Origin of the sequence: Pseudomonas sp. Z3-8 (assembly GCF_051131975.1) — a bacterium.
Classification (GTDB): Bacteria; Pseudomonadota; Gammaproteobacteria; order Pseudomonadales; family Pseudomonadaceae; genus Aquipseudomonas.
Genome location: NZ_CP071643.1, coordinates 1408112 through 1426989 on the forward strand (window position 1 = coordinate 1408112; position 18878 = coordinate 1426989).

Sequence of the window (18878 nt, forward strand, 5' to 3'; positions counted from 1 at the left end):
CACTCAGTTGCATGAATTCAGCCCACCTCGCGTGGGCTTTTTATTGAAGGGAGAAACACCATGGGTCAACTGATTGCGGGCACCTGCTACGTCAAAGTGGACGGCGCTCAACTGACCATCAACGGCGGCTGCGAAGCGCCACTGATGTTTACCAAACGCGAAACCGTCGTACCGGGTTTCTACAAGGAAACCGACATCGCGCCGTCGTTCAAGGTCACCGCGCTGCACACCGCCGACTTCCCGCTCAAGCAGCTGGTCGCCGGCACTGACATGACCGTCACCTGCGAGTTCAGCAACGGCAAGGTCTACGTGCTGGCTGGCGCGTATCTGGTGGAAGAGCCGGTATCCAAAGGTGACGACGCCACCATCGAGCTGAAATTCGAGGGCATCAAGGGGACCTGGCAATGACTGATGTCGTGGCGTTGCGCGTGGCCATCGAGGCCCACGGCGAGCCGTTGAGCGAACTGACCTTGCGCCGTCCGACGGTGCAGGAAGTCCGTGCGATCAAGGCGCTGCCGTACAAGATCGACAAGAGCGAGGAGGTCAGCCTGGACATGGATGTCGCGGCCAGATACATCGCGGTCTGCGCCGGTATTCCACCATCGTCGGTCAACCAGTTGGACCTGGCTGACCTCAACGCGCTGAGCTGGGCCGTCGCGAGTTTTTTCATGAGTGCGGCGTCGCAGCCATCGGCGACCTGATCACCGCCACCTATGACCTGGCCTGGTTCTGGAAGGTTGACCCCGAACAGATGATGGCCAGGCCACTGGATGTGCTCCGCGAATCCCTGGAGCACGCGCAACGGATCAATGCGATGCAGCAGGTGCAGTGATGGACACACAAACGGTAGAGAAAAAAGCGCTACTGCTGACCGGTATCGACGAGCTGTCTCCCAAGCTCGCCAGCCTGCGAGCGAAGGTCGCGAGTTTCAAGCAGAACCTCGACGCCACGGGCCTGGGCAGCCTGGATATGTCCGGGCTGCTGCCCAGCGGTGGTCTGGCCCAACCGTTCATGGACGGGCTCAAGTCGGCGCTGGCCTTCAAGGACGAAGCTGGCGCAGCGAGCGCGGCGGCCAGTGCCGTCCAGGCGCCGGAAGCGCCTCGCGTAGCGGCACAGAACCTGGAGGGATTGAAGACTTCCATCAGCAACGTGTCGGTGCAGTTCGGCTCGGCGCTGGGGCCTGCGGTCAACGCGGTGGCGGTCGGTTTGCAGCCGATGGTCAGCGGCGTGGCCCAGGTGCTGCAGGACAACCCGCAATTGGTACAAGGCCTGGCGAATGGCGTCGTCGCGTTCAACGCGATCCAGACGGCAGTCAGCGGCGCGAGCCAGGCAATGGAAGTGATCAACCTGGCCTTGAAGATGAACCCCATCGGCTTGATTGCCATGGGCATCGCCTTGGCGGCAGGGATGATCATTGCCCACTGGACACCGATCTCGGCATTTTTTGCCGGGCTCTGGCAACGGTTGGCGCCGATCGTCCTGCCAATGGTCGAGTTCTTCAAGACGCTGTTCGCCTTTACCCCGATGGGGCAGGTGATCAGCAATTGGGGGCCGATCAGCAGCTTTTTTGGCGCACTCTGGAATGTGATCGTGGCGGCGGCGACGCCGATCATCGGTTTCATGCAGACGCTGTTCGCCTGGTCGCCCCTGGGGTTGATCATTGCCAACTGGACGCCCCTGAGCGGGTTGTTCGCGGCGATCTGGGATTTGCTCAAGGCCTTGACCGTGCCGGTGATGGACGCGCTGAAAGGCCTGTTCGACTGGACACCGTTGGGGCTGATCATGGCCAACTGGGGCACGATCGGCGAAGTCTTCGCCGGGATCTGGGAGGGCATTCGCAATCAGGTTTCGATCATGCTGGCGGTGTTCAGCGGCCTGTTCGACTGGTCGCCCATCGAGGGCCTGACCCGGCAGTGGGGACCGGTGGGCGAATGGTTCAGCCAATGGTGGGACGAGCTGCAGGGCGTGATCGCGCCAATCAAGGCGTTCTTCAATGGCGGCTTCGGCGAGGTGATTGCCTCGTTCACCGGCAAGGTCGAGGGATTGGCCGAGGCGCAGCGCGCCACCAATGCCGAAGGCAAGGGTGAGCTGGCACCGGCGTTTTTTGGCGGGGCCAGCGAGCAGCCTTCGGGGCTGTCTTCAAGCCTTGCGCCGACACCCGCCACTGCGTCGCCCAGAGCGTCCTTGACGCCCGGCGCATTGCCGCAGACTTCCAGCGCCCTGGTGCAACAAAGCGCCGCCAACAACCGCACGCAACTGGAAGGCGGCCTGACGGTGCGCTTCGAAAACGCGCCGGCGGGGTTGCGCGCCGACCCGCCCCAGACCAATCAACCGGGCCTGGCGGTGAGTTCGCGCATCGGTTATCGCTCACTTTCCGCAGGAGGTTCCAATGAGCTGGCGTGATCGTTTGTTGCCGGCGTCGTTTCGTGGCGTCGGGTTCTGGGTCGACCAGGCGAAAACCCCGATCGGTCATAAAGGCCAGTTGCATGAGTACCCGCAGCGTGACCTGCCGTATTTCGAGGGGCTCGGCCGGCAGGCACGCATCCACGAGTTGACGGCGTTCATCGTCGGCCCCGATTGCCTGGAGCAGCGCGACAAACTGCTCGCAGCCTTGGAGCAGGGCAGCGGTGAACTGGTGCATCCATGGTTGGGGCGCCTGCAGGTCAAAGTGGGCGAATGCGACATGACCCAGACCCGCCAGGACGGCGGGCTGGTCACGTTTGCCCTGAAGTTCTACCCCGACCAGCCGCTGCAGTTTCCTTCGGCGGCGGTCAACAGCCAGAAACTGCTGCTGGTCTCGGCCGACAGTTTCCTCGGCTCGGCGGTGCGGCGTTTCGAAGACGCCATGAGCCTGATCAAGGCGGCGCGGATCGGCATCGCGGATCTGCGCAACAGCCTCAAGGAGGTTTATGGCGTCATCGAGCAGGAGCTCAAACCATTGATCGAGACCTATCGGCAACTCAGCGATCTGGTCAAGGCGGTGAAGGAGCTGCCCAAGGAAGTGGCGGCGGAATTCAAGGGATTGCTGGGTGACATCCGGGAGCTGAAGGATTTTGCCCGTGACGGCTATCGCGGCGTGATTGCCAGCGTGTCGCAACAGGTGGAAGCCATCCGTCAGGCGGACGCGCCCAAACTCACCACCGGCAAGGACACCACGGCGGCGGCCCAGGCGGTTGCCGATCTGGTCCAGGACACCTTGCTGGTGCAAGCGGCGCAATGGATTGCGGCGATGCCGGTGGCGGCGCCGGTGGTCAAGCTGGACGCCACCCCGTCGGTGGCGCAACAGGCGGTGCAACCGGTCCAGCGCCGAGACGTGCCGGTGGCCGATGACGTGCTCGCCTTGCGCGATGCCCTCAACGAAGCCATCTGGCAGGCTTCCCTCAAGGCCGCTCCGGATCACTACCAGGCAATGAACAACCTGCGTCAGCAAATGGCCGCGCACTTGACGGCCGTGGCGTCGTCCGGTGTCCGGCTGATCAACCTGTCGTTCAAGCAAAGCCTGCCGGCGCTGGTGGTGGCGTATCAGCAATTTGCTGACGCTACCCGGGTGACCGAGGTGACCCAGCGCAACGGCGTGGCGCATCCTGGCTTCCTGCCGCCCAACGACCTGAAAGTCTCCGGGGAGTGAGCCATGAAAGAGCTCGACAACGCTGTCACGCTCACCGTCGGCGGGCTGGATTACGGCGGCTGGAAAAGCGTGGAAATCAGTGCGGACCTGGAGCGCCAGTTCCGCACCTTCAAACTCGACATCACCTGGCAATGGCCGGGGCAGACCCAGGCGGTGCCGATTCGTCCCGGTGACGAATGCCAGGTGCGCATCGGCGCCGACCTGCTGCTTAGCGGCTACGTGTTCAAGGCGCCCATCAGCTACGACGGCCGGCAGATCAGCCTGAGCATCGAAGGCGGCTCCAAGACCCAGGACCTGGTGGACTGCGCGGCGATCAACCGCCCGACGCAATGGCGCGGGCAAACATTGCTGAGCATCGTCCAGGCGCTGGCATCGCCCTATGCCGTGGGGGTGGTCAGCGAGATCCCGGAAACCGCGCGCCTGAGCGAGCACAGCATCGTGCCTGGAGAAACGGTGTTTCAATCCATCGACCGTTTGCTGACATTGTTCCGAGTGTTCTCCACCGATGACCCGCAGGGTCGCGTGCTGCTGGCCAAGCCCGGCAGTGGTGGGCGGGCCAGCGATGTGTTGGAACTGGGCAAGAACATTCTTTCGGGCAACGCGCCGATGGACTACAGCCAGGTATTTTCCGAATACCGGGTCATCGGCCAGCACAAAGGCAATGACCAGCAGAGCGGGGCGGCGGTGAGCGAGGTTTCGGGCACCGCCACTGACCTGGGCTTCAAGCGCAAGCGGGTGACCGTCATCAGCGAAAGCGCTCAGTTGACCCCGGCGCTGGCCCAGCAACGAGCCGACTGGGAAAGCGCGATTCGCAGCGGCCGCGCCCTGACCACCACCTACCGCGTGCAGGGCTGGCGCCAGGCCAACGGCGATCTCTGGCGGCACAACACCTTGGTGCGGGTGATCGATCCGGTGCTGGGGTTTGACGCCGACATGCTGATCTCCAAGGTGACCTATTCGCTGTCCGCCCAGGGTTCGATCACCACCTTGCAAGTCGCTCCGCCGCATACCTTCGACGCCAACCCGGTGCCGCCCAAGGCCTGAGCCCGACATCGATACCGCCCGATCACCAATCCCTTGTGGGAGCGAGCTTGCTCGCGATGGCGTTGTGTCAGTCAACATCCGTTTCGAATGTCAGACCGCTATCGCGAGCAAGCTCGCTCCCACAGTGTCCCGGGGCTGTTAACCCGATTCCGAAGGAAAACCCAATGAGCCTACTGACCCGCCTCCTGGCGCGCGGCACTGTCGTGCTCGCCCATTCGGCGAATAAATTGCAATCACTGCAAATGCGCCTCACCGCTGGCGAAGTGAGCGACGACATGGAGCATTTCGAGCCCTATGGCTTCACCAGCAACCCGCTGGCCGGCGCCGAGGGCATCGCCACTTTTCTCGGCGGCGACCGCTCCCACGCGGTGGTGCTGGTGGTCGCAGATCGACGCTTTCGTCTCAAGGCCCTGGCCCCGGGCGAAGTCGCGCTCTACACCGATGAAGGTGACAAGCTCCACTTCAAGCGCGGCCGGGTCATCGACATCGAGACCGCGACGCTGAACATCCGCGCCAGCAGCGCGGTGAACATCGACAGCCCCGTCATCAACCACACCGGCAGGATCGTTTCCCAGGGCGACCAGATCGCCGGCGGCATCAGCCAGATCAAGCACGTGCACGTCGGTGTACAGGCCGGCAACGGCCAGACCGGTGCGCCGGCGGGAGGCCAGTGATGTTCATCAGCCAGAACCTGCACGCCGCGCTGACACGCTCGGTGTTGATCAGCCTGTTCACCTGGCGCCGCGCCGCCGCTGGCGATGCGGTCGATGACGACGAGCGTTTCGGCTGGTGGGGCGACACCTTTCCCACGGTCGCCGACGATCGCATCGGCTCACGGCTGTGGCTGTTGCGGCGGGTTAAGCTGACCCGCCAGACCCAACTCGACGCCGAATTCTATGCCCGCGAGGCGCTGCAATGGCTCATTGATGACGGTCATTGCAGCGCCATCGACATTATCAGCGAACGCCTCGACGCCCAGCGTCTGAACCTGCGCACGGTCCTGACCCTGGCCAATGGCGAGCGCCTGGACATCAACCCCGACCACAGCTGGCAGGTGACCTATGCCGTTTGAAACCCCTTCGCTGCCGGTGCTGATCAAGCGCGCCCAAAGCGACCTGGCCAGCGATTCGCTGCGCCAGTCCGACGCCCAGGTCCTGGCGCGTACCCTCGGCGGCGCCGCCTATGGCCTGTATGGCTATCTGGATTGGATCGCCGAGCAGATCCTCCCGGACAAGGCCGATGAATCGACCCTGGAACGCATCGCCGCCCTGCGCCTGAACCAGGCGCGCAAGGCCGCCCAAGTGGCCACCGGCAGCGTCAGCTTCACCGCCACGGCGGGTGCCGTGCTGGATGCCGACACGCTGCTGCAAGCGCCCGATGGCCGAACGTATAAAGTGATCACCGCGCGAACCACCAGCAATGGCCTGAACACCGTCGCTATTGCGGCGCTGGAGGCCGGTAGCCTGGGCAATGCCGATGTCGGCCTGGCGCTCACGCCGGTGCAGCCGCTGTTGGGCATCGGCAACAGCTTTACCGTGCTGGCGCCAGGGCTGACCGGCGGTGTCGCCCGGGAAAGCCTTGAATCCCTGCGGTCGAGGGTGATCCGTTCCTATCGGGTCATCCCTCACGGCGGTTCGGCCCAGGACTATGAGACTTGGGCCCTGGAATGTCCCGGCGTTACCCGCGCATGGTGTCGCGGCAGTTACCTGGGGCCGGGGACCGTTGGCCTGTTCGTGATGCGCGACGACGATCCGCAACCGATCCCCAACGCCGAGCAACTGGAGGAAGTGCGGGCCTACATCGAGCCCTTGCGCCCGGTGACCGCCGAACTGCATGTGCTGGCCCCGACGCAGGTGCCGGTGAACTACAAGCTGCGCATCACCCCGGACACCAGCGCCGTGCGCGCCGCCATCGAGGCCCAACTGCGCGACCTGCATAACCGCGAAGCCGGCCTCGGCGAAACACTGTTGCTGAGTCATATCGCCGAAGCGATCAGCAGCGCCACCGGCGAAACCGACCACAAGCTCAGCGCACCCGCCGCCGATGTCGTCGCCGCCAGCAACCAGTTGCTGACCTTCGGAGGCTGCACATGGCTGGGATAAGAACCGCCGAACAATACCAGGCCCAACTGCGCAGCCTGCTGCCCAGCGGCCCGGCGTGGGACCCGGAGCGCGTGCCGGAGCTGGACGAAGTGCTGCAAGGCATCGCCCAGGAGCTGGCTCGCCTGGACGCCCGCGCCGCCGACCTGCTCAACGAGATGGACCCGGCGGGAGTCAGCGAGCTGGTGCCGGATTGGGAACGGGTGATGGAGCTGCCGGATCCGTGCCTTGGCGCCACGCCGCTGTATGACGATCGCCGTCTGGCAGTGCGACGGCGGTTGCTGGCGGTGGGCAGCCAGGCCATCGCCTATTACGTGGAAATCGCCAAGAGCCAGGGCTACCCCAACGCAACGATTACCGAACTCAAGGCGCCGCGCATGGGCCGTTCACGGTTCGGCGAAGCGCACTTCGGGACGTGGCAGGCGCAATTCATGTGGACCCTCAACACCGGCGGCCGGCTGCTGCTGGGACGGCGCTTTGGTGCGAGCTATTGGGGCGAACGTTTTGGCGTCAATCCGGGGTCGGCGCTGGAGTGCCTGATTCACCGCAGTGCGCCGGCGCATACCAAGGTTCACATCAACTATGACTAGGGAGTAGACGGATGGATTATCCGAAAAGTGTACCCAGCGCCGGCTTGGTGAATGGGAAGTTCGTCGATGAAAACCCGTTGACCGGGACGCCGGGATCATTGATTCCGGCGGATTGGGGGAATGGGGTGACGGAAGAAATTCTTAACGTGATCAAGGCGGGCGAGCTGGTTCCGGACGAGCAGAAATATGATCAATTGCTGCAAGCTATTCGCAGTGTGTCGGCCAGGGGGTGGACGCTTGATTCTGCTTTGCCGATCAGTTCGCTGCCGATGCCGACCGTGGCCAGTACCGACGGACGTCTGGTGGTGACTCCCTCTGCGGTTTCAACCAGTGGCGGACGCGTTTCGATTCCTGCGGGCGTATTGATTGGCCTGGGACAGGAAGTGGTGCCGGGACAGCTGGGCAGAGTGCATACCTTTACTACTCAGGCATGGAGCAGCGGCGATCTGTTGCCGACCTCTAGCTACTTCTTGCGAGGGCAGGTGAGCGGTGGAGCGCTGACCTTCTACACGCAGCGCGGAGCCGTTCATGACTCGGCCCCCGAGGGGCTGAAGGGTATCGTCAACGGGGCTGCGGGTGGGGGCTTTCAGTCGACACCGCTAGACATTTGCATTGCCTGGATAGTGACTGCTGGACCCGGATCGGTACCTGTCGTCAGGCTGATCTACAACCGCAGCCGGTTACTGTGGACGCAGACCGTCAACGGCAGCGGCGTGGTTTCACTACCGCTTGATCCTCACGCCCGGGCGGCACGTTTGATAGTGGGTAATCCGACGCCACATCCCACTGGTCTTACAAGTGTTGGTTTCGCTCCGGGCGGATGGCTCGGCGGTAACTACTGCTCGTTGAATCCCACGGTGGGGACGTCGAGTAATTGGGATGGCTGGTCCGCCGCCGGCGCGCCGGCCTTGATTTTTTCCAGCAACGTCGCTGGCGACACTACCGTTTCGACTTTGACGGCCAGTTTCGACCACTCAGAGCTGCGTTCGCTGTGGCAGGTATACCAAGCCGAACATACCCTTGGGGCCGTAAATGCTGCCAGTGACGAGTTGCTATTCAGCATGGGGATCAAGACCTTTGCGCAATCGGACTATTCCAACGGCATTGCAGTCAACTTTTCCGCTGCGGTGAACGTTAATTTTTCCTGGGAGTTGATTCGATGAACGTCATTCAAGAATTGCATCTGTTCGAGGAAGGGCTGCGTCCCGCGCGGCCTTCTCCAGCCCATGACTGGAACGGTGACAGCTGGGTGCGGGATGTTGAGAAAGCGGGGGTGCTTGTACAGCAGGAAGGCGAACGCCTGTGCGACAACATCGATGCCGCCGCCGACGTTGCACGTCGCGCTTTGGCTGGCGATCCGCTACGTGCATTGGAGCACCAGCAAGCCGCCCGTGAGGCGCAGGCGTTCCAAGGTCAGGGCTATCCAAAAAAAGCCGTTCCTCTTTCCGTTTCTGCCTGGGTCGTCAAGGGCCGCACAGCCAGGCAAGCGGCGGACCAGATTCTCGCCAAGGCCGCCGAATTCGAAGCGAACCTGCTGGCGCTTCGCGAGTTGCGCCTCAAGGCCAAGGCGCAGATTCGCGCGCACGTAGCCAAGGGCAAAGCGGATCTTGCCACTCAAGCCGCCGATGACGCGCTCGCGGCCATCCGCGCGCTACGCCTTCGGGCGTGATCCTCATCTCATAGAGAGAAACAAGACATGGATTATCCAAAAAGTGTTCCCAGCGTCGGGCTGGTGAACGGTCGGTTCGTGGATGAAAATCCCGTCGAAGGCTCGCCGGGATCCTTGATTCCTGCGGTGTGGGGAAACAGCGTTACCCAGGAAATCCTCGGTGTGATTTCTGGCGCCGATATCGCGCCCTCCGAAGCGGACACCAATCAGCTTTTCAAAGCTATTCAGAAGATCATCGGTATCACCAACCCCATGCGTTCGGTAATCACGCGGTTGGCCCTGTCGAAAACGCTGACGGCAAATGAGCTTGGCCTTGTATTGATTGACGCCAACGCTGGCGCTACGACCATCGGGTTGCCTTCGTCCAACGCTGCGCTGGGTGTTCGAGATGTGGTTATTCGGCGCCTGGACAACAGTGGCAATCGTCTCGTGGTTCAGGCCGGTGGGGCTGATCGGATCAGGTTTCACACTCATCTTTCGGCCGCCGGTTATCCATTTCTCGTGCTGATGGGCAGTGGTGACTGGTGGCATCTACGTAGTGACGGTGCCGGCAGTTGGTGGCCCATGGGAAGGTTTGACAGCACAGCTTTGGGGCGGCCGTTTTTTGAAACGACTATCCAACTCAGCCCGGGTGGTTACGGTGCGCTAAACGGCACGGTGATGAAACGTGCTGAGTGGCCCTGGCTGTGGGATCACGCCCAACAGTCCGGAATGCTCGGCACCGAGGCCACTCGGGAAGGCAGTGAAGGCAAATGGAGCTCCGGTGATGGCGTTCTCACTTTTCGTGCCCCGGAAGGACGAGGTGAATTCTTGCGGATCCTGGACGAAGGGCGCTCCGTGGATCCGGGACGGGCAATGGGGGGCTTTCAACCCGGCACTGTTCACTCCTATGCGTTGGGGGGTCAAGGGGCTGGTGCGGTTGGATCAAGATGGTCCGATAGCCTTACCGGATTCGGTGCCAACACCCGTGAGGAAATCAAAATCATCGGAGACCTTGTAAACGGTGGTCCGATATTTCCTACCGGGACCAGTTTCCAGGTAGATACGGCCAACACGTTGCTCTACTCATTCAAATCGCGCCCGCGCAATGTCGCTTATCCGGCGCGGATCAAACTCATCTGAGGTGTCTGTGTTTTATTATCATTTCGATAAAGCCGGCGCGTTGTCCGGACCCGTGGAATTTCCCGTAACGCCAGGTATTGGCGTTCAGATCCCCAGTAATGCGGTGGCAATTTCCTTTGAGCTACCCCCTCCGGAAGGTGGCCGCACATGGGCGCTGGTGAACAATGTGCCCCGAGAGGTTATTGACCGTCGCGGCTTGGTCTACCGCAAGAAAGACGGCGGCCAGCAGATTTGGAACGAACTGGGGGAATTGCCGGAAGCGTTCACAACTGAGCCATGGCCAGGTAATTACCATACTTGGAAAAATCACACTTGGGAGTTCGACGTTGACTTGCAGTTGAGCGACATCACTGGCCAGGTTCTGGCCCAACGGGATGCGCTTCTGCGCGACGCAATGTTGCGTATAGCCCCGCTTCAGTACGCCGAAGACATCGGCGACGCCAGCGATCAGGAACAACTGGCCCTGATGGAATGGAAGCTTTATAGCGTCGAGTTGAATCGCATCCAGCATCAAGCTGGTTTTCCAACCGCTATCACTTGGCCTGTCCTGCCCGAGCCTGCCCTTTAAGCAGCCTGGAAGCAGGCCCTCAAACTTTCCCAATCAATCGCGCCATCACATATTGCCGGTGAGGCTCTGTCTCGCCTGTTTTTATCTTTGGCTCATCAGGAGTGAAAAGTGGACTACCCAAAAAGTGTGCCCAGCGCAGGTCTATCGAACGGCAGGTTCGTGGATGAGGATCCTTTGGCGGGAACGCCGGGATCCTTGATTCCCGCCAGTTGGGGCAATGGTGTAACGCTGGAGTTGCTTAATGTTATTCAAGCTGCGGGCATAGCTCCGTCGGAGGTCGTCTATAACCAGCTGCTGACAGCCTTACGGGGGAGCGGGCTGTTTCTGACTGCGGCGCAATTCGATAACAGCAGAGCCGCCGCGACGACTGGATACGTAAACCGTACAGGGGTGCAGTATTCCAGATTCGATGTCTACAATAGCAGTGCCACTTTAACAGCATCGGATGTTGGCGGAGTTGCCAGTTTCGCCAGCAATACACCGGTAACCGCCAGACTGCCGGCGACCGCGGAAATCATACAGGGCGCGACTGTAAAGATTGTCAATGCAGGATCGGGCATCGTTACGGTTTCGACGGCATCCGCTATCGATGTGCTGTGCGCTTCGAATGGTGCTCAAGGAACCATCAGTATCGGCCTCGGCGAAACGGCGGAATTCATCAAGTTAAATAATCAATGGCGTCTCGTTGGCGGTAATGTGGCGTTGAAATATTCGGCTATGTCCGCTTCGTCATTGCAACCCAATGGTTGGAAACGAACGCCTGATGCAACAAGTCCGACGGGATATGTTATCGAACAATGGGGCGTTGCCTCCAGCGGAGCGGATGCCAACGGCGTTCTTGTGACATTCCCCATGTCCTTTCCTAATGCCGTTAGAAACATCGTGGTGACGGATGGCGGTCCCACTTGCGCATGTTTTGGAGTTTCCACCGGCTCGCTGAGCCAGTTCAGGCTTTATGGGCGCGATTATAATGGCGCTTATTCAAGTTGGACCGGGATGTGGCGCGCGATAGGTTATTGAACAGGAGATGATTAAATGATGATCTATTACGCTCAATCCACTGGCGGGTTCTACAACTCCATCGATCATTCCGGCAGGCTTCCTGAAGATGCAATCAAGATCAGCGATGAAGAATATGGAGCGTTATTTTCCGCTCCTTTCCTGAACAAACGTATCGAGTCGGACGCCAAAGGCCGTCCGGTGCTCTTGGAGCTGTCCATCGATGAACCCACGGTGCGAATGGCCAGTGAAAAAAAATGGCGCGATGATCAACTCACCGCAACCGACCGCCTCATAGCGCGCGATCGCGACGAGATGGACGATGGCGGCGGCACGACGCTGGACCAGGCGCAGTACACGCAGTTGCAGGCTTATCGCCGGGCCCTGAGGGAATGGCCACAGGACGAGTACTTTCCAGCCGCCGAACACCGTCCGGCCGCGCCGTCCTGGCTGGCCGGGCAGCTTTGATCATGTATGTGCGATGACCCGAACATGGACCTTACGCAACAGCAACTCATCAAGATCATGCCCGACGCCCGCGCCCAAGCGGGCGTTTTTATTCCAGCGTTGAACACCGCGATGGCTCGTTACCGCATTGACACTCCCAAGCGCATCGCCGCATTCCTGGCCCAGGTCGGTCACGAATCGGGGCAGTTGCGTTATGTACGAGAGCTGGGCAGCGAGCAATACCTGAGCAAATACGACACCGGAGCCCTGGCCGTTCGCCTGGGCAACTCGACCCAGCCCGACGGTGACGGACAAAAGTATCGCGGCCGGGGCTTGATCCAGATTACCGGCCACGACAATTACCTTCGTTGCAGCCTGGGGCTGTTCGGCGACGAACGTTTGCTGGCCTTACCCGAACTGCTCGAACAACCGCAATGGGCGGCGCAATCCGCCGCCTGGTTCTGGGCGCAGAACGGTTTGAATGAGCTGGCTGATCGTGACCAGTTCAACCGTATTACCCGCCGCATCAATGGTGGCCTGAATGGCTTGCAGGATCGCTTGCAACTCTGGGCGCGGGCGAGGGAAGTGTTATGCCAACCTTCGGCCTGATGCCGTTTTCCTGCCGGACGCTAGGTGTCGTTGTATTGGTGGCGCTGCTGATCGGTGGTCCGGCCATGTTGGCGTGGCGGCTCCAGGAGTGGCGGTACGGCAGGCAACTGGCGCAACTGGCGCAGTCGCAGTCCGAGACGCTCAATCGAATGACCCAGGCGGCAGCGATGCAGCAAAAGGCCGAGCAGGACAAACGCCTCGCCCTGGAACAACAACTCTCCGCCAGCGAACAAACCCACTACCGAGCCTTGAGCGATGCCCAACGTGACCAGGATCGTCTGCGCGATCGCCTTGCTACTGCCGATGTCCGGCTGTCAGTCCTCCTCGACGCCGACGATGTTGCCGCCGGTTGTGCAGTGCATGCCGCCACCGCCGCCGGCGGCATGGATCATGGCGCCCCACGCGCCCGACTTGACCCGACGCATGCTCAACGAATTATCGCCATCACCGACGAGGGCGACCGTGGACTGATCGCCTTGCAGGCCTGCCAGGCCTATGTAAGAGCGTTGGCCCGGTAATCTGCCGGACCTTGCAAGCTGTGGCTGCTGGTGTACGGTAGGCGCCAACCGCGTCGAATCAGGAGAGCAGCATGGATGACATTACCGGACTGGCCGCTGAGTTGGGCAGGCGCTTGCAGGTGCTCAATGCCCATGTCACCACCGCTGAATCCTGTACCGGTGGCGGGATTGCCGAGGCGATCACGCGGATCCCGGGGAGTTCGGCCTGGTTCGAAGCCGGTTACGTCACCTATTCCAATCGCCAGAAAACCCAGCAGTTGGGTGTGCCCCCCGAATTGTTCGACAAGGTCGGCGCGGTCAGCCGCGAGGTGGTGGAGGCGATGGCGCGGGGCGCCCAGCAGAAAAGCCTGGCGCGTTTCGCCGTGGCGGTCAGCGGCGTGGCCGGGCCGGACGGCGGCTCGCCGAGCAAGCCGGTGGGCACCGTATGGTTCGCCTGGGGCGTTGGCGAGGCGGTGTTCAGCGAGCAGCGCTTCTTTCCAGGCAACCGCGACGAGGTCCGCCGACAAACGGTGAAGGCCGCGCTAGACGGGCTGTTACAACATGCCGCCACAGAAATCTCAAATCAGGGGTAGGCGATCCTGAATCGCTGTGGAATAATACTGGCTACTTATACAGGTGTTGGCCGTCAGGCCTTATTGATTACGTGAGGACTTTAATGGACGACAACAAGAAGAAAGCCTTGGCTGCGGCCTTGGGTCAGATCGAACGTCAATTCGGCAAGGGTGCCGTAATGCGTATGGGCGATCAGGACCGCCAGGCTATTCCTTCCATCTCCACCGGCTCCCTGGGCCTGGACATCGCGCTTGGCATCGGCGGCTTGCCAAAAGGTCGTATTGTTGAAATCTACGGTCCTGAATCCTCCGGTAAAACCACGCTGACCCTGTCCGTGATCGCCCAGGCTCAAAAAGCCGGTGCGACCTGCGCCTTCGTCGACGCCGAACACGCTCTGGACCCGGAATACGCCGGCAAGCTGGGCGTCAACGTCGATGACCTGCTGGTTTCCCAGCCGGACACTGGCGAACAGGCCCTGGAAATCACCGACATGCTGGTGCGCTCCAACGCGGTTGACGTGATCATCGTCGACTCCGTAGCGGCACTGGTACCCAAAGCGGAAATCGAAGGTGAAATGGGTGACATGCACGTGGGCCTCCAGGCTCGCCTGATGTCCCAGGCCCTGCGCAAGATCACCGGTAACATCAAGAATGCCAACTGCCTGGTGATTTTCATCAACCAGATCCGCATGAAAATTGGCGTGATGTTCGGCAGTCCTGAAACCACCACCGGTGGTAACGCGCTGAAGTTCTACGCCTCGGTTCGCCTGGACATCCGTCGTACCGGCGCGGTGAAAGAAGGTGATGAGGTTGTCGGCAGTGAAACCCGCGTCAAGGTCGTGAAAAACAAGGTGGCATCGCCGTTCCGTCAGGCCGAATTCCAGATCCTGTACGGCAAGGGCATCTACCTCAACGGTGAAATGATCGACCTGGGTGTGCTGCACGGTTTCGTCGAGAAATCCGGCGCCTGGTATGCCTACAACGGTACCAAGATCGGTCAGGGCAAGGCCAACTCGGCCAAGTTCCTGGCGGACAACCCGGAAGTCGCGGCAGCTCTCGAGAAGCAACTGCGCGACAAACTGTTGAGCCCGGTTGCAGACGTCAAGGCCGTGGCCAACCGCGAGACTGCAGACGATCTGGCTGACGCTGATATCTGATCGATCCGATGACCGCCGTACTCGATACCCTCGTCGCAGTGCGGCGAACCGCGATGGACCTGCTCGCAAGACGCGAGCACGGTCGAGTCGAGCTGACGCGTAAACTGCGCCAGCGCGGCGCTCCTGACGAATTGATCGACACGGCCCTCGACCGTTTGACGGAAGAGGGGCTGTTGTCGGAGTCGCGCTACCTTGAAAGCTTTGTTTCCTATCGCGCCCGCTCTGGTTATGGCCCGATGCGTATTCGCGAAGAACTTGGCCAGCGTGGCTTGCAACGACCGGATATCGAACTTGCCTTGCGTGAAAGCGGTATCGATTGGCAGGAACAGTTAATCGATACCTGGCGTCGCAAGTTCTCAGGGCATCTGCCCATTGATGCGAAGGAACGGGCCAGGCAAGGGCGTTTCCTGGCGTATCGAGGATACTCCATGGAAATGATCAATCGGCTGTTCAGCGGTCGTAGCATGGATGACTAGATGAAACGGCCCGCTATTTCGATAGCGGGCCGTTTTTTTGGGCTCAAGTCACCTCGATTGGTTCCCAGGTCAGCGGGTGGGGCTGGGCGGCAGGCTGGGCCCAGTTTTCCGGCAGGTTGATATAGTCCACCAGTTCTCTAAGTCGACCGTGATCGCGGGCGTTGAAGGTGAACGCCAGGCGCGTCAGGTGGCTGAAAGGCGCCTCCTCCGGCTCCTCGCCGCTGTAGGCATGCTGATGGAAGCAGTCGTTCAGGCATAGATCGGCAAATTGGACCTGCATCTGCTGCATCGCCTGTTCGGCGAGCGCATGATTCATGCGGATCACGAACTGATGCTTGAGCCAGCGGCTGGAATGGAAGTTGCGATAGAACTGATTGATTTCTTCCACCGCATCCTCGGCGGTGTACACCAGGCGCATCAACTTCATGTCGGTGGGCAGGATGTAGCGGTTTTCTCCCAATTGTTCATGGATGAAATCCAGGGCGCTCTGCCAGAATTTACCTCCCGGCACATCCAGCAGCACTATCGGTACCAATGGGCTCTTGCCCGTCTGCACCAGCGTCAAGACTTCCAATGCTTCATCAAGGGTGCCGAAACCACCTGGGCAGAGCACTAACGCGTCTGCTTCCTTGACGAAGAACAGCTTGCGGGTGAAAAAGAAATGGAACGGGAGGAGGTTCTGCGTGCCTTCGACGGTCGGGTTCGCATGTTGTTCGAAGGGTAGGGTGATGTTGAAACCCAGGCTGTGCTCGCGGCCTGCGCCTTCATGGGCGGCGGCCATGATGCCTCCGCCTGCGCCGGTGATGACCATCATGTCCGACCGGGCCAGCGCCGCCCCCAGTTCTCGCGCCAAGCCATACAGCGGATGCTCGATGGGCGTTCGGGCCGAGCCAAAGACCGTGACTTTGCGACGGCCCTTGAACTGTTCGAGCGTGCGGAAGGCATGTTCCAGTTCGCGCAGTGCCTGCAGCGTGATTTTGGCGTTCCAGCGGTTGTGATCTTCCTGGGCCATGCGCAGCACGGTCAGGATCATGTCACGGTAAATGGGGAGATTGGGACTGTTGGGTGATACCAGGTTGAGTTGCTCTTCGACCTTGCGGGTGAGGTCGTGGCCATGGTTCTCAAAATGCCGACTGAGCAGGTCATTCGGTTTGTAAGGCATTCAGCTTCTCCTTCTGAACAGAACCTGGCCCGAACGAGAGATTCGTCAGGGCCACGGCACTTCCTGTGCCGTCGTCAGCCCGGCGTATGCCCGGGCATTCAACCTGGCTCGACGCAAATTGCAGCAAGGCGATCAAGCCAGCCAACGGATTCTGCTGTTTCCCTTGGATGAAAAAAATCAAGCGTCAGGGTATTGGCAAGGGCAGCCTCGTTCTGCCCGATAACAGGCGATATTTTGAATCTAGCCTCTTGTTGATCATGGCGCTCGCAGATGACGGTTTGCAACCGTCACCTGGCCTTGTTGGAACCCGTCATCGCGAGCAGGCTCGCTCCCACAATTTATCTTCAGTGAACATCAGGTATGCGTTCGCCAAAATTCCTGTGGGAGCGAGCCTGCTCGCGAAGCCGTCCGGCGCTCCAGCTCTGATAGTGGTTAATGCGCCGCTCGTCAGTTCACCGACTGGCTACGTCCCGCTCTGATTTACTCAATAACAAGCGTGCCGACGTTATTCGACGTTCAGGGTTGGGCGTCCACGCTGGGGAGTTAAGCATTTCGGGGCAGGGAGGCGGGACAAATGACCAGGGTAACTCTGGAGCTCGACAAGCAGTTGTACCTGATGCTGTTGGAAGCGGCTCAGGCCAATCAGGTGAGCCTTGAAGAGGAGTGCTGCCGTCGGCTGGAGGGCAGGGAATGGCGCTCGCGCTATTTGCAGGCGCTGGTGGCGGAACTGCGCGCCGACGATGAGCAGCGGCGCGCCAGCTCGGGTTGATTATTTCTTGGTCTTGGCCGGTTTCGGGCAGTCCGATTCCTGGAAGCGTTCGGTGGCGACCGGACGATTGGTCTTAACTTCGGTGAATTCGTAACGCATGGTTGCGCCCTTGGCCATCAGCTTGCGAAAGCCTGGATTGGTGCACACCGTGGAGCCCAGCTGGAAGTAGACCGCCTTGGGGTCGGCGCGCATTTTCTGGGCGTGGCTGCTTTGCACGCTGAGATGGTTGATCAGCTCGGTGCCTTCGACGGTATAACCCTGGTCGAGAATGTCTTCGTTGATGGCGCGCGGAGTGCCGACGCTGCTTTGCGTGGCCACGTTCTGCAGCATCTTGTTCAGTTCGAGTTCTTTCAGCGACGCGGCCTGAGCGCTGATGGACGTCGCCAGCAGAACGGCAACGGTAGGGACGATAAGGCGCAGCATGAAACTCTCCTGGTTCAGTGACAGGGGGTTCGACCGGTCACGTGACTGTGCGTTCAGTGGCGGCGATTATAGGGGAGCCCGGGTAGACGGTACAGGCTTGCGCGCTCTGGTAGACTGCCGGGCTTTGTTGTCCTGCCGAGTGTTGTTCGTGTCGAGTTCTCTTGTCCGTGGGCGTCGCCCGCTATGATCCATGCCCCCAACGCCGTAGCCCGCCTGCGCGACCAGCGCGTCGACGAAGGCATCAAGCCGCTCCAGGCCCGTGGCTGGCGCGCGCCTCGTTGTAGCGCGTGTCGGGTGATTGAAACCCATTGCCTGTGTGCCTGGCGCCCGAGCGTCGAGACCCGTTCCGGGGTCTGCCTGATCATGACCAACAAAGAAGTCTTCAAGCCTAGCAATACCGGTTGGCTGATCGCCGATGTGGTGCGCGACAACCATGCCTTCATCTGGTCGCGTACCGATGTCGACGGGCAATTGCTGGCTTTGCTGAATGACCCGCAATGGCAGCCTTATCTGGTGTTTCCAGGCGAGTATGTCGAACCGTCCCGTGTCACCCACACGGTGGCGCTCGATCAGGGCAAGCGTCCGTTGTTCATTCTGCTGGACGCGACCTGGACGGAAGCGCGCAAGATGTTTCGCAAAAGCCCGTATTTCGACCGATTGCCCATCCTGAGCCTGTTGCCCGACAAGTTGTCTCGCTATCGCTTGCGTCGCTCGACCCGCAGCGAACACCTGTGTACCGCCGAAGTGGCGGCGCTGTGCCTGGAACTGGCGGGGGACAGCGACGCGGCGTCGGCCCTTGACGCCTATTTCGATGTGTTCAGCCAGCATTACCTCGGCGCCAAGCGCCAGCAGGAGGTGAACGAGTCCACGCCGGCCCATGCCGAGCTGCAGCCCTTCGTTCGCGCGGCTCCTGCGCTGTTGGCCGAGTAGTGGCCCATACTGGATAAGGCCGTGACCGTGCTGCTTGACCACCCCGGCTTCGCTGGGCATGCTTGGCGCCGACCAGGGTGCGGCTGGAGTTTGAACGCTGTGATTGGCGTTGAACGT

Annotated in this window: 25 protein-coding genes; 22 read left to right on the plus strand and 3 right to left on the minus strand. The window is 60.8% G+C overall.

Annotation, left to right across the window (positions count from 1 at the left end; translation table 11 throughout):
• Positions 1-60 precede the first annotated feature (60 nt).
• The 20 genes from J3P94_RS06570 to recX all read left to right on the plus strand — a co-directional run bounded on the left by J3P94_RS06570 (position 61) and on the right by recX (position 15477).
• The gene (locus J3P94_RS06570) at positions 61-408 is read left to right on the plus strand and encodes a phage tail tube protein (RefSeq protein WP_024780162.1); all 348 of its coding nucleotides are present in this window, start codon (positions 61-63) and stop codon (positions 406-408) included.
• A complete protein-coding gene (locus tag J3P94_RS06575; protein WP_434572159.1) occupies positions 405-701 on the plus strand; it encodes a phage tail assembly protein in 297 nt (98 codons plus the stop codon). Before J3P94_RS06570 ends, J3P94_RS06575 begins: the two co-directional genes overlap by 4 nt.
• Before the next feature lie 127 nt (positions 702-828).
• On the plus strand, positions 829-2403 hold the full coding sequence (locus tag J3P94_RS06580; RefSeq protein WP_434572161.1) for a phage tail protein: 1575 nt from the start codon (positions 829-831) through the stop codon (positions 2401-2403).
• Entirely contained in the window at positions 2390-3628 is a 1239-nt protein-coding gene (locus tag J3P94_RS06585) for a DNA circularization protein (protein WP_434572163.1), read from the plus strand. The genes J3P94_RS06580 and J3P94_RS06585 overlap by 14 nt, the downstream gene beginning before the upstream one ends.
• A 3-nt stretch (positions 3629-3631) precedes the next feature.
• Positions 3632-4672: a phage baseplate assembly protein gene (locus tag J3P94_RS06590; RefSeq protein WP_434572164.1), complete on the plus strand. Its 1041-nt coding sequence runs from the start codon at positions 3632-3634 to the stop codon at positions 4670-4672.
• 164 nt (positions 4673-4836) lie between these two features.
• A complete protein-coding gene (locus J3P94_RS06595) occupies positions 4837-5346 on the plus strand; it encodes a phage baseplate assembly protein V (RefSeq protein ID WP_434572165.1) in 510 nt (169 codons plus the stop codon).
• A complete protein-coding gene (locus J3P94_RS06600; RefSeq protein ID WP_434572167.1) occupies positions 5346-5744 on the plus strand; it encodes a phage GP46 family protein in 399 nt (132 codons plus the stop codon). Before J3P94_RS06595 ends, J3P94_RS06600 begins: the two co-directional genes overlap by 1 nt.
• Entirely contained in the window at positions 5734-6774 is a 1041-nt protein-coding gene (locus J3P94_RS06605) for a baseplate J/gp47 family protein (RefSeq protein ID WP_434572169.1), read from the plus strand. Before J3P94_RS06600 ends, J3P94_RS06605 begins: the two co-directional genes overlap by 11 nt.
• Positions 6762-7361, plus strand: coding sequence for a YmfQ family protein (locus tag J3P94_RS06610; RefSeq protein ID WP_434572170.1), 600 nt, complete (start codon positions 6762-6764; stop codon positions 7359-7361). The genes J3P94_RS06605 and J3P94_RS06610 overlap by 13 nt, the downstream gene beginning before the upstream one ends.
• A gap of 11 nt (positions 7362-7372) precedes the next feature.
• Positions 7373-8524 carry a phage tail protein gene (locus tag J3P94_RS06615; RefSeq protein ID WP_434572171.1) on the plus strand — a complete coding sequence of 384 codons (1152 nt, stop codon included), beginning with the start codon at positions 7373-7375 and terminating at the stop codon, positions 8522-8524.
• A complete protein-coding gene (locus J3P94_RS06620; RefSeq protein ID WP_434572172.1) occupies positions 8521-9030 on the plus strand; it encodes a phage tail protein in 510 nt (169 codons plus the stop codon). The genes J3P94_RS06615 and J3P94_RS06620 overlap by 4 nt, the downstream gene beginning before the upstream one ends.
• 27 nt (positions 9031-9057) lie before the next feature.
• Positions 9058-10152, plus strand: coding sequence for a phage tail protein (locus J3P94_RS06625; protein ID WP_434572173.1), 1095 nt, complete (start codon positions 9058-9060; stop codon positions 10150-10152).
• Between the two features lie 7 nt (positions 10153-10159).
• Entirely contained in the window at positions 10160-10720 is a 561-nt protein-coding gene (locus tag J3P94_RS06630) for a tail fiber assembly protein (protein ID WP_434572175.1), read from the plus strand.
• A gap of 108 nt (positions 10721-10828) precedes the next feature.
• Positions 10829-11740: a gp53-like domain-containing protein gene (locus J3P94_RS06635; protein ID WP_434572177.1), complete on the plus strand. Its 912-nt coding sequence runs from the start codon at positions 10829-10831 to the stop codon at positions 11738-11740.
• Between the two features lie 15 nt (positions 11741-11755).
• Positions 11756-12187, plus strand: a complete 432-nt coding sequence (locus J3P94_RS06640) for a phage tail assembly chaperone (protein WP_434572179.1) — start codon at positions 11756-11758, stop codon at positions 12185-12187.
• A gap of 24 nt (positions 12188-12211) precedes the next feature.
• Positions 12212-12775, plus strand: a complete 564-nt coding sequence (locus J3P94_RS06645; protein WP_434572180.1) for a glycoside hydrolase family 19 protein — start codon at positions 12212-12214, stop codon at positions 12773-12775.
• Positions 12757-13293: a lysis protein gene (locus J3P94_RS06650; protein ID WP_434572182.1), complete on the plus strand. Its 537-nt coding sequence runs from the start codon at positions 12757-12759 to the stop codon at positions 13291-13293. Before J3P94_RS06645 ends, J3P94_RS06650 begins: the two co-directional genes overlap by 19 nt.
• Positions 13294-13364: 71 nt before the next feature.
• Positions 13365-13865, plus strand: coding sequence for a CinA family protein (locus J3P94_RS06655; RefSeq protein ID WP_434572183.1), 501 nt, complete (start codon positions 13365-13367; stop codon positions 13863-13865).
• An 83-nt stretch (positions 13866-13948) separates the two neighbouring features.
• Positions 13949-15001 carry a recombinase RecA gene (gene recA / locus J3P94_RS06660; RefSeq protein WP_079303629.1) on the plus strand — a complete coding sequence of 351 codons (1053 nt, stop codon included), beginning with the start codon at positions 13949-13951 and terminating at the stop codon, positions 14999-15001.
• An 8-nt stretch (positions 15002-15009) separates the two neighbouring features.
• Positions 15010-15477 carry a recombination regulator RecX gene (gene recX, locus J3P94_RS06665; RefSeq protein WP_434572185.1) on the plus strand — a complete coding sequence of 156 codons (468 nt, stop codon included), beginning with the start codon at positions 15010-15012 and terminating at the stop codon, positions 15475-15477.
• 43 nt (positions 15478-15520) lie between these two features.
• Here recX and J3P94_RS06670 read toward each other — a convergent pair whose 3' ends face one another.
• Both J3P94_RS06670 and J3P94_RS06675 read right to left on the minus strand, forming a co-directional pair.
• Complete coding sequence (locus tag J3P94_RS06670; RefSeq protein ID WP_434572187.1) at positions 15521-16639, minus strand: TIGR00730 family Rossman fold protein; 1119 nt, start codon at positions 16637-16639, stop codon at positions 15521-15523.
• A 98-nt stretch (positions 16640-16737) separates the two neighbouring features.
• Positions 16738-16923, minus strand: coding sequence for a hypothetical protein (locus J3P94_RS06675; RefSeq protein WP_434572189.1), 186 nt, complete (start codon positions 16921-16923; stop codon positions 16738-16740).
• Positions 16924-17213: 290 nt separating this feature from the next.
• Between J3P94_RS06675 and J3P94_RS06680 the strand changes: the two genes are divergently transcribed.
• On the plus strand, positions 17214-17408 hold the full coding sequence (locus J3P94_RS06680; protein ID WP_305499163.1) for a hypothetical protein: 195 nt from the start codon (positions 17214-17216) through the stop codon (positions 17406-17408).
• Here J3P94_RS06680 and J3P94_RS06685 read toward each other — a convergent pair whose 3' ends face one another.
• On the minus strand, positions 17409-17831 hold the full coding sequence (locus J3P94_RS06685; protein ID WP_305499165.1) for a quorum-sensing-regulated virulence factor family protein: 423 nt from the start codon (positions 17829-17831) through the stop codon (positions 17409-17411). It lies immediately after the preceding gene.
• A 183-nt stretch (positions 17832-18014) separates the two neighbouring features.
• Here J3P94_RS06685 and J3P94_RS06690 point away from each other — a divergent pair, with 183 nt between their 5' ends.
• The gene (locus tag J3P94_RS06690; protein ID WP_434572191.1) at positions 18015-18761 is read left to right on the plus strand and encodes a tRNA-uridine aminocarboxypropyltransferase; all 747 of its coding nucleotides are present in this window, start codon (positions 18015-18017) and stop codon (positions 18759-18761) included.
• The last annotated feature ends 117 nt before the right edge of the window (positions 18762-18878 follow it).

What these genes read in the sequence shown, in the direction of transcription:
- J3P94_RS06590 (WP_434572164.1), top strand. Translation starts at nt 3,632, where the DNA reads ATGAAAGAGCTCGACAACGCTGTCACGCTCACCGTCGGCGGGCTGGAT.
- J3P94_RS06605 (WP_434572169.1), top strand. Translation starts at nt 5,734, where the DNA reads ATGCCGTTTGAAACCCCTTCGCTGCCGGTGCTGATCAAGCGCGCCCAA.
- recX (WP_434572185.1), top strand. Translation starts at nt 15,010, where the DNA reads ATGACCGCCGTACTCGATACCCTCGTCGCAGTGCGGCGAACCGCGATG.
- J3P94_RS06600 (WP_434572167.1), top strand. Translation starts at nt 5,346, where the DNA reads ATGTTCATCAGCCAGAACCTGCACGCCGCGCTGACACGCTCGGTGTTG.
- J3P94_RS06625 (WP_434572173.1), top strand. Translation starts at nt 9,058, where the DNA reads ATGGATTATCCAAAAAGTGTTCCCAGCGTCGGGCTGGTGAACGGTCGG.
- J3P94_RS06615 (WP_434572171.1), top strand. Translation starts at nt 7,373, where the DNA reads ATGGATTATCCGAAAAGTGTACCCAGCGCCGGCTTGGTGAATGGGAAG.
- J3P94_RS06640 (WP_434572179.1), top strand. Translation starts at nt 11,756, where the DNA reads ATGATGATCTATTACGCTCAATCCACTGGCGGGTTCTACAACTCCATC.
- J3P94_RS06595 (WP_434572165.1), top strand. Translation starts at nt 4,837, where the DNA reads ATGAGCCTACTGACCCGCCTCCTGGCGCGCGGCACTGTCGTGCTCGCC.
- J3P94_RS06610 (WP_434572170.1), top strand. Translation starts at nt 6,762, where the DNA reads ATGGCTGGGATAAGAACCGCCGAACAATACCAGGCCCAACTGCGCAGC.
- J3P94_RS06570 (WP_024780162.1), top strand. Translation starts at nt 61, where the DNA reads ATGGGTCAACTGATTGCGGGCACCTGCTACGTCAAAGTGGACGGCGCT.
- J3P94_RS06685 (WP_305499165.1), bottom strand. Translation starts at nt 17,831, where the DNA reads ATGCTGCGCCTTATCGTCCCTACCGTTGCCGTTCTGCTGGCGACGTCC.
- J3P94_RS06620 (WP_434572172.1), top strand. Translation starts at nt 8,521, where the DNA reads ATGAACGTCATTCAAGAATTGCATCTGTTCGAGGAAGGGCTGCGTCCC.
- J3P94_RS06585 (WP_434572163.1), top strand. Translation starts at nt 2,390, where the DNA reads ATGAGCTGGCGTGATCGTTTGTTGCCGGCGTCGTTTCGTGGCGTCGGG.
- J3P94_RS06650 (WP_434572182.1), top strand. Translation starts at nt 12,757, where the DNA reads ATGCCAACCTTCGGCCTGATGCCGTTTTCCTGCCGGACGCTAGGTGTC.
- J3P94_RS06680 (WP_305499163.1), top strand. Translation starts at nt 17,214, where the DNA reads ATGACCAGGGTAACTCTGGAGCTCGACAAGCAGTTGTACCTGATGCTG.
- J3P94_RS06670 (WP_434572187.1), bottom strand. Translation starts at nt 16,639, where the DNA reads ATGCCTTACAAACCGAATGACCTGCTCAGTCGGCATTTTGAGAACCAT.
- J3P94_RS06655 (WP_434572183.1), top strand. Translation starts at nt 13,365, where the DNA reads ATGGATGACATTACCGGACTGGCCGCTGAGTTGGGCAGGCGCTTGCAG.
- J3P94_RS06645 (WP_434572180.1), top strand. Translation starts at nt 12,212, where the DNA reads ATGGACCTTACGCAACAGCAACTCATCAAGATCATGCCCGACGCCCGC.
- J3P94_RS06575 (WP_434572159.1), top strand. Translation starts at nt 405, where the DNA reads ATGACTGATGTCGTGGCGTTGCGCGTGGCCATCGAGGCCCACGGCGAG.
- recA (WP_079303629.1), top strand. Translation starts at nt 13,949, where the DNA reads ATGGACGACAACAAGAAGAAAGCCTTGGCTGCGGCCTTGGGTCAGATC.
- J3P94_RS06690 (WP_434572191.1), top strand. Translation starts at nt 18,015, where the DNA reads ATGATCCATGCCCCCAACGCCGTAGCCCGCCTGCGCGACCAGCGCGTC.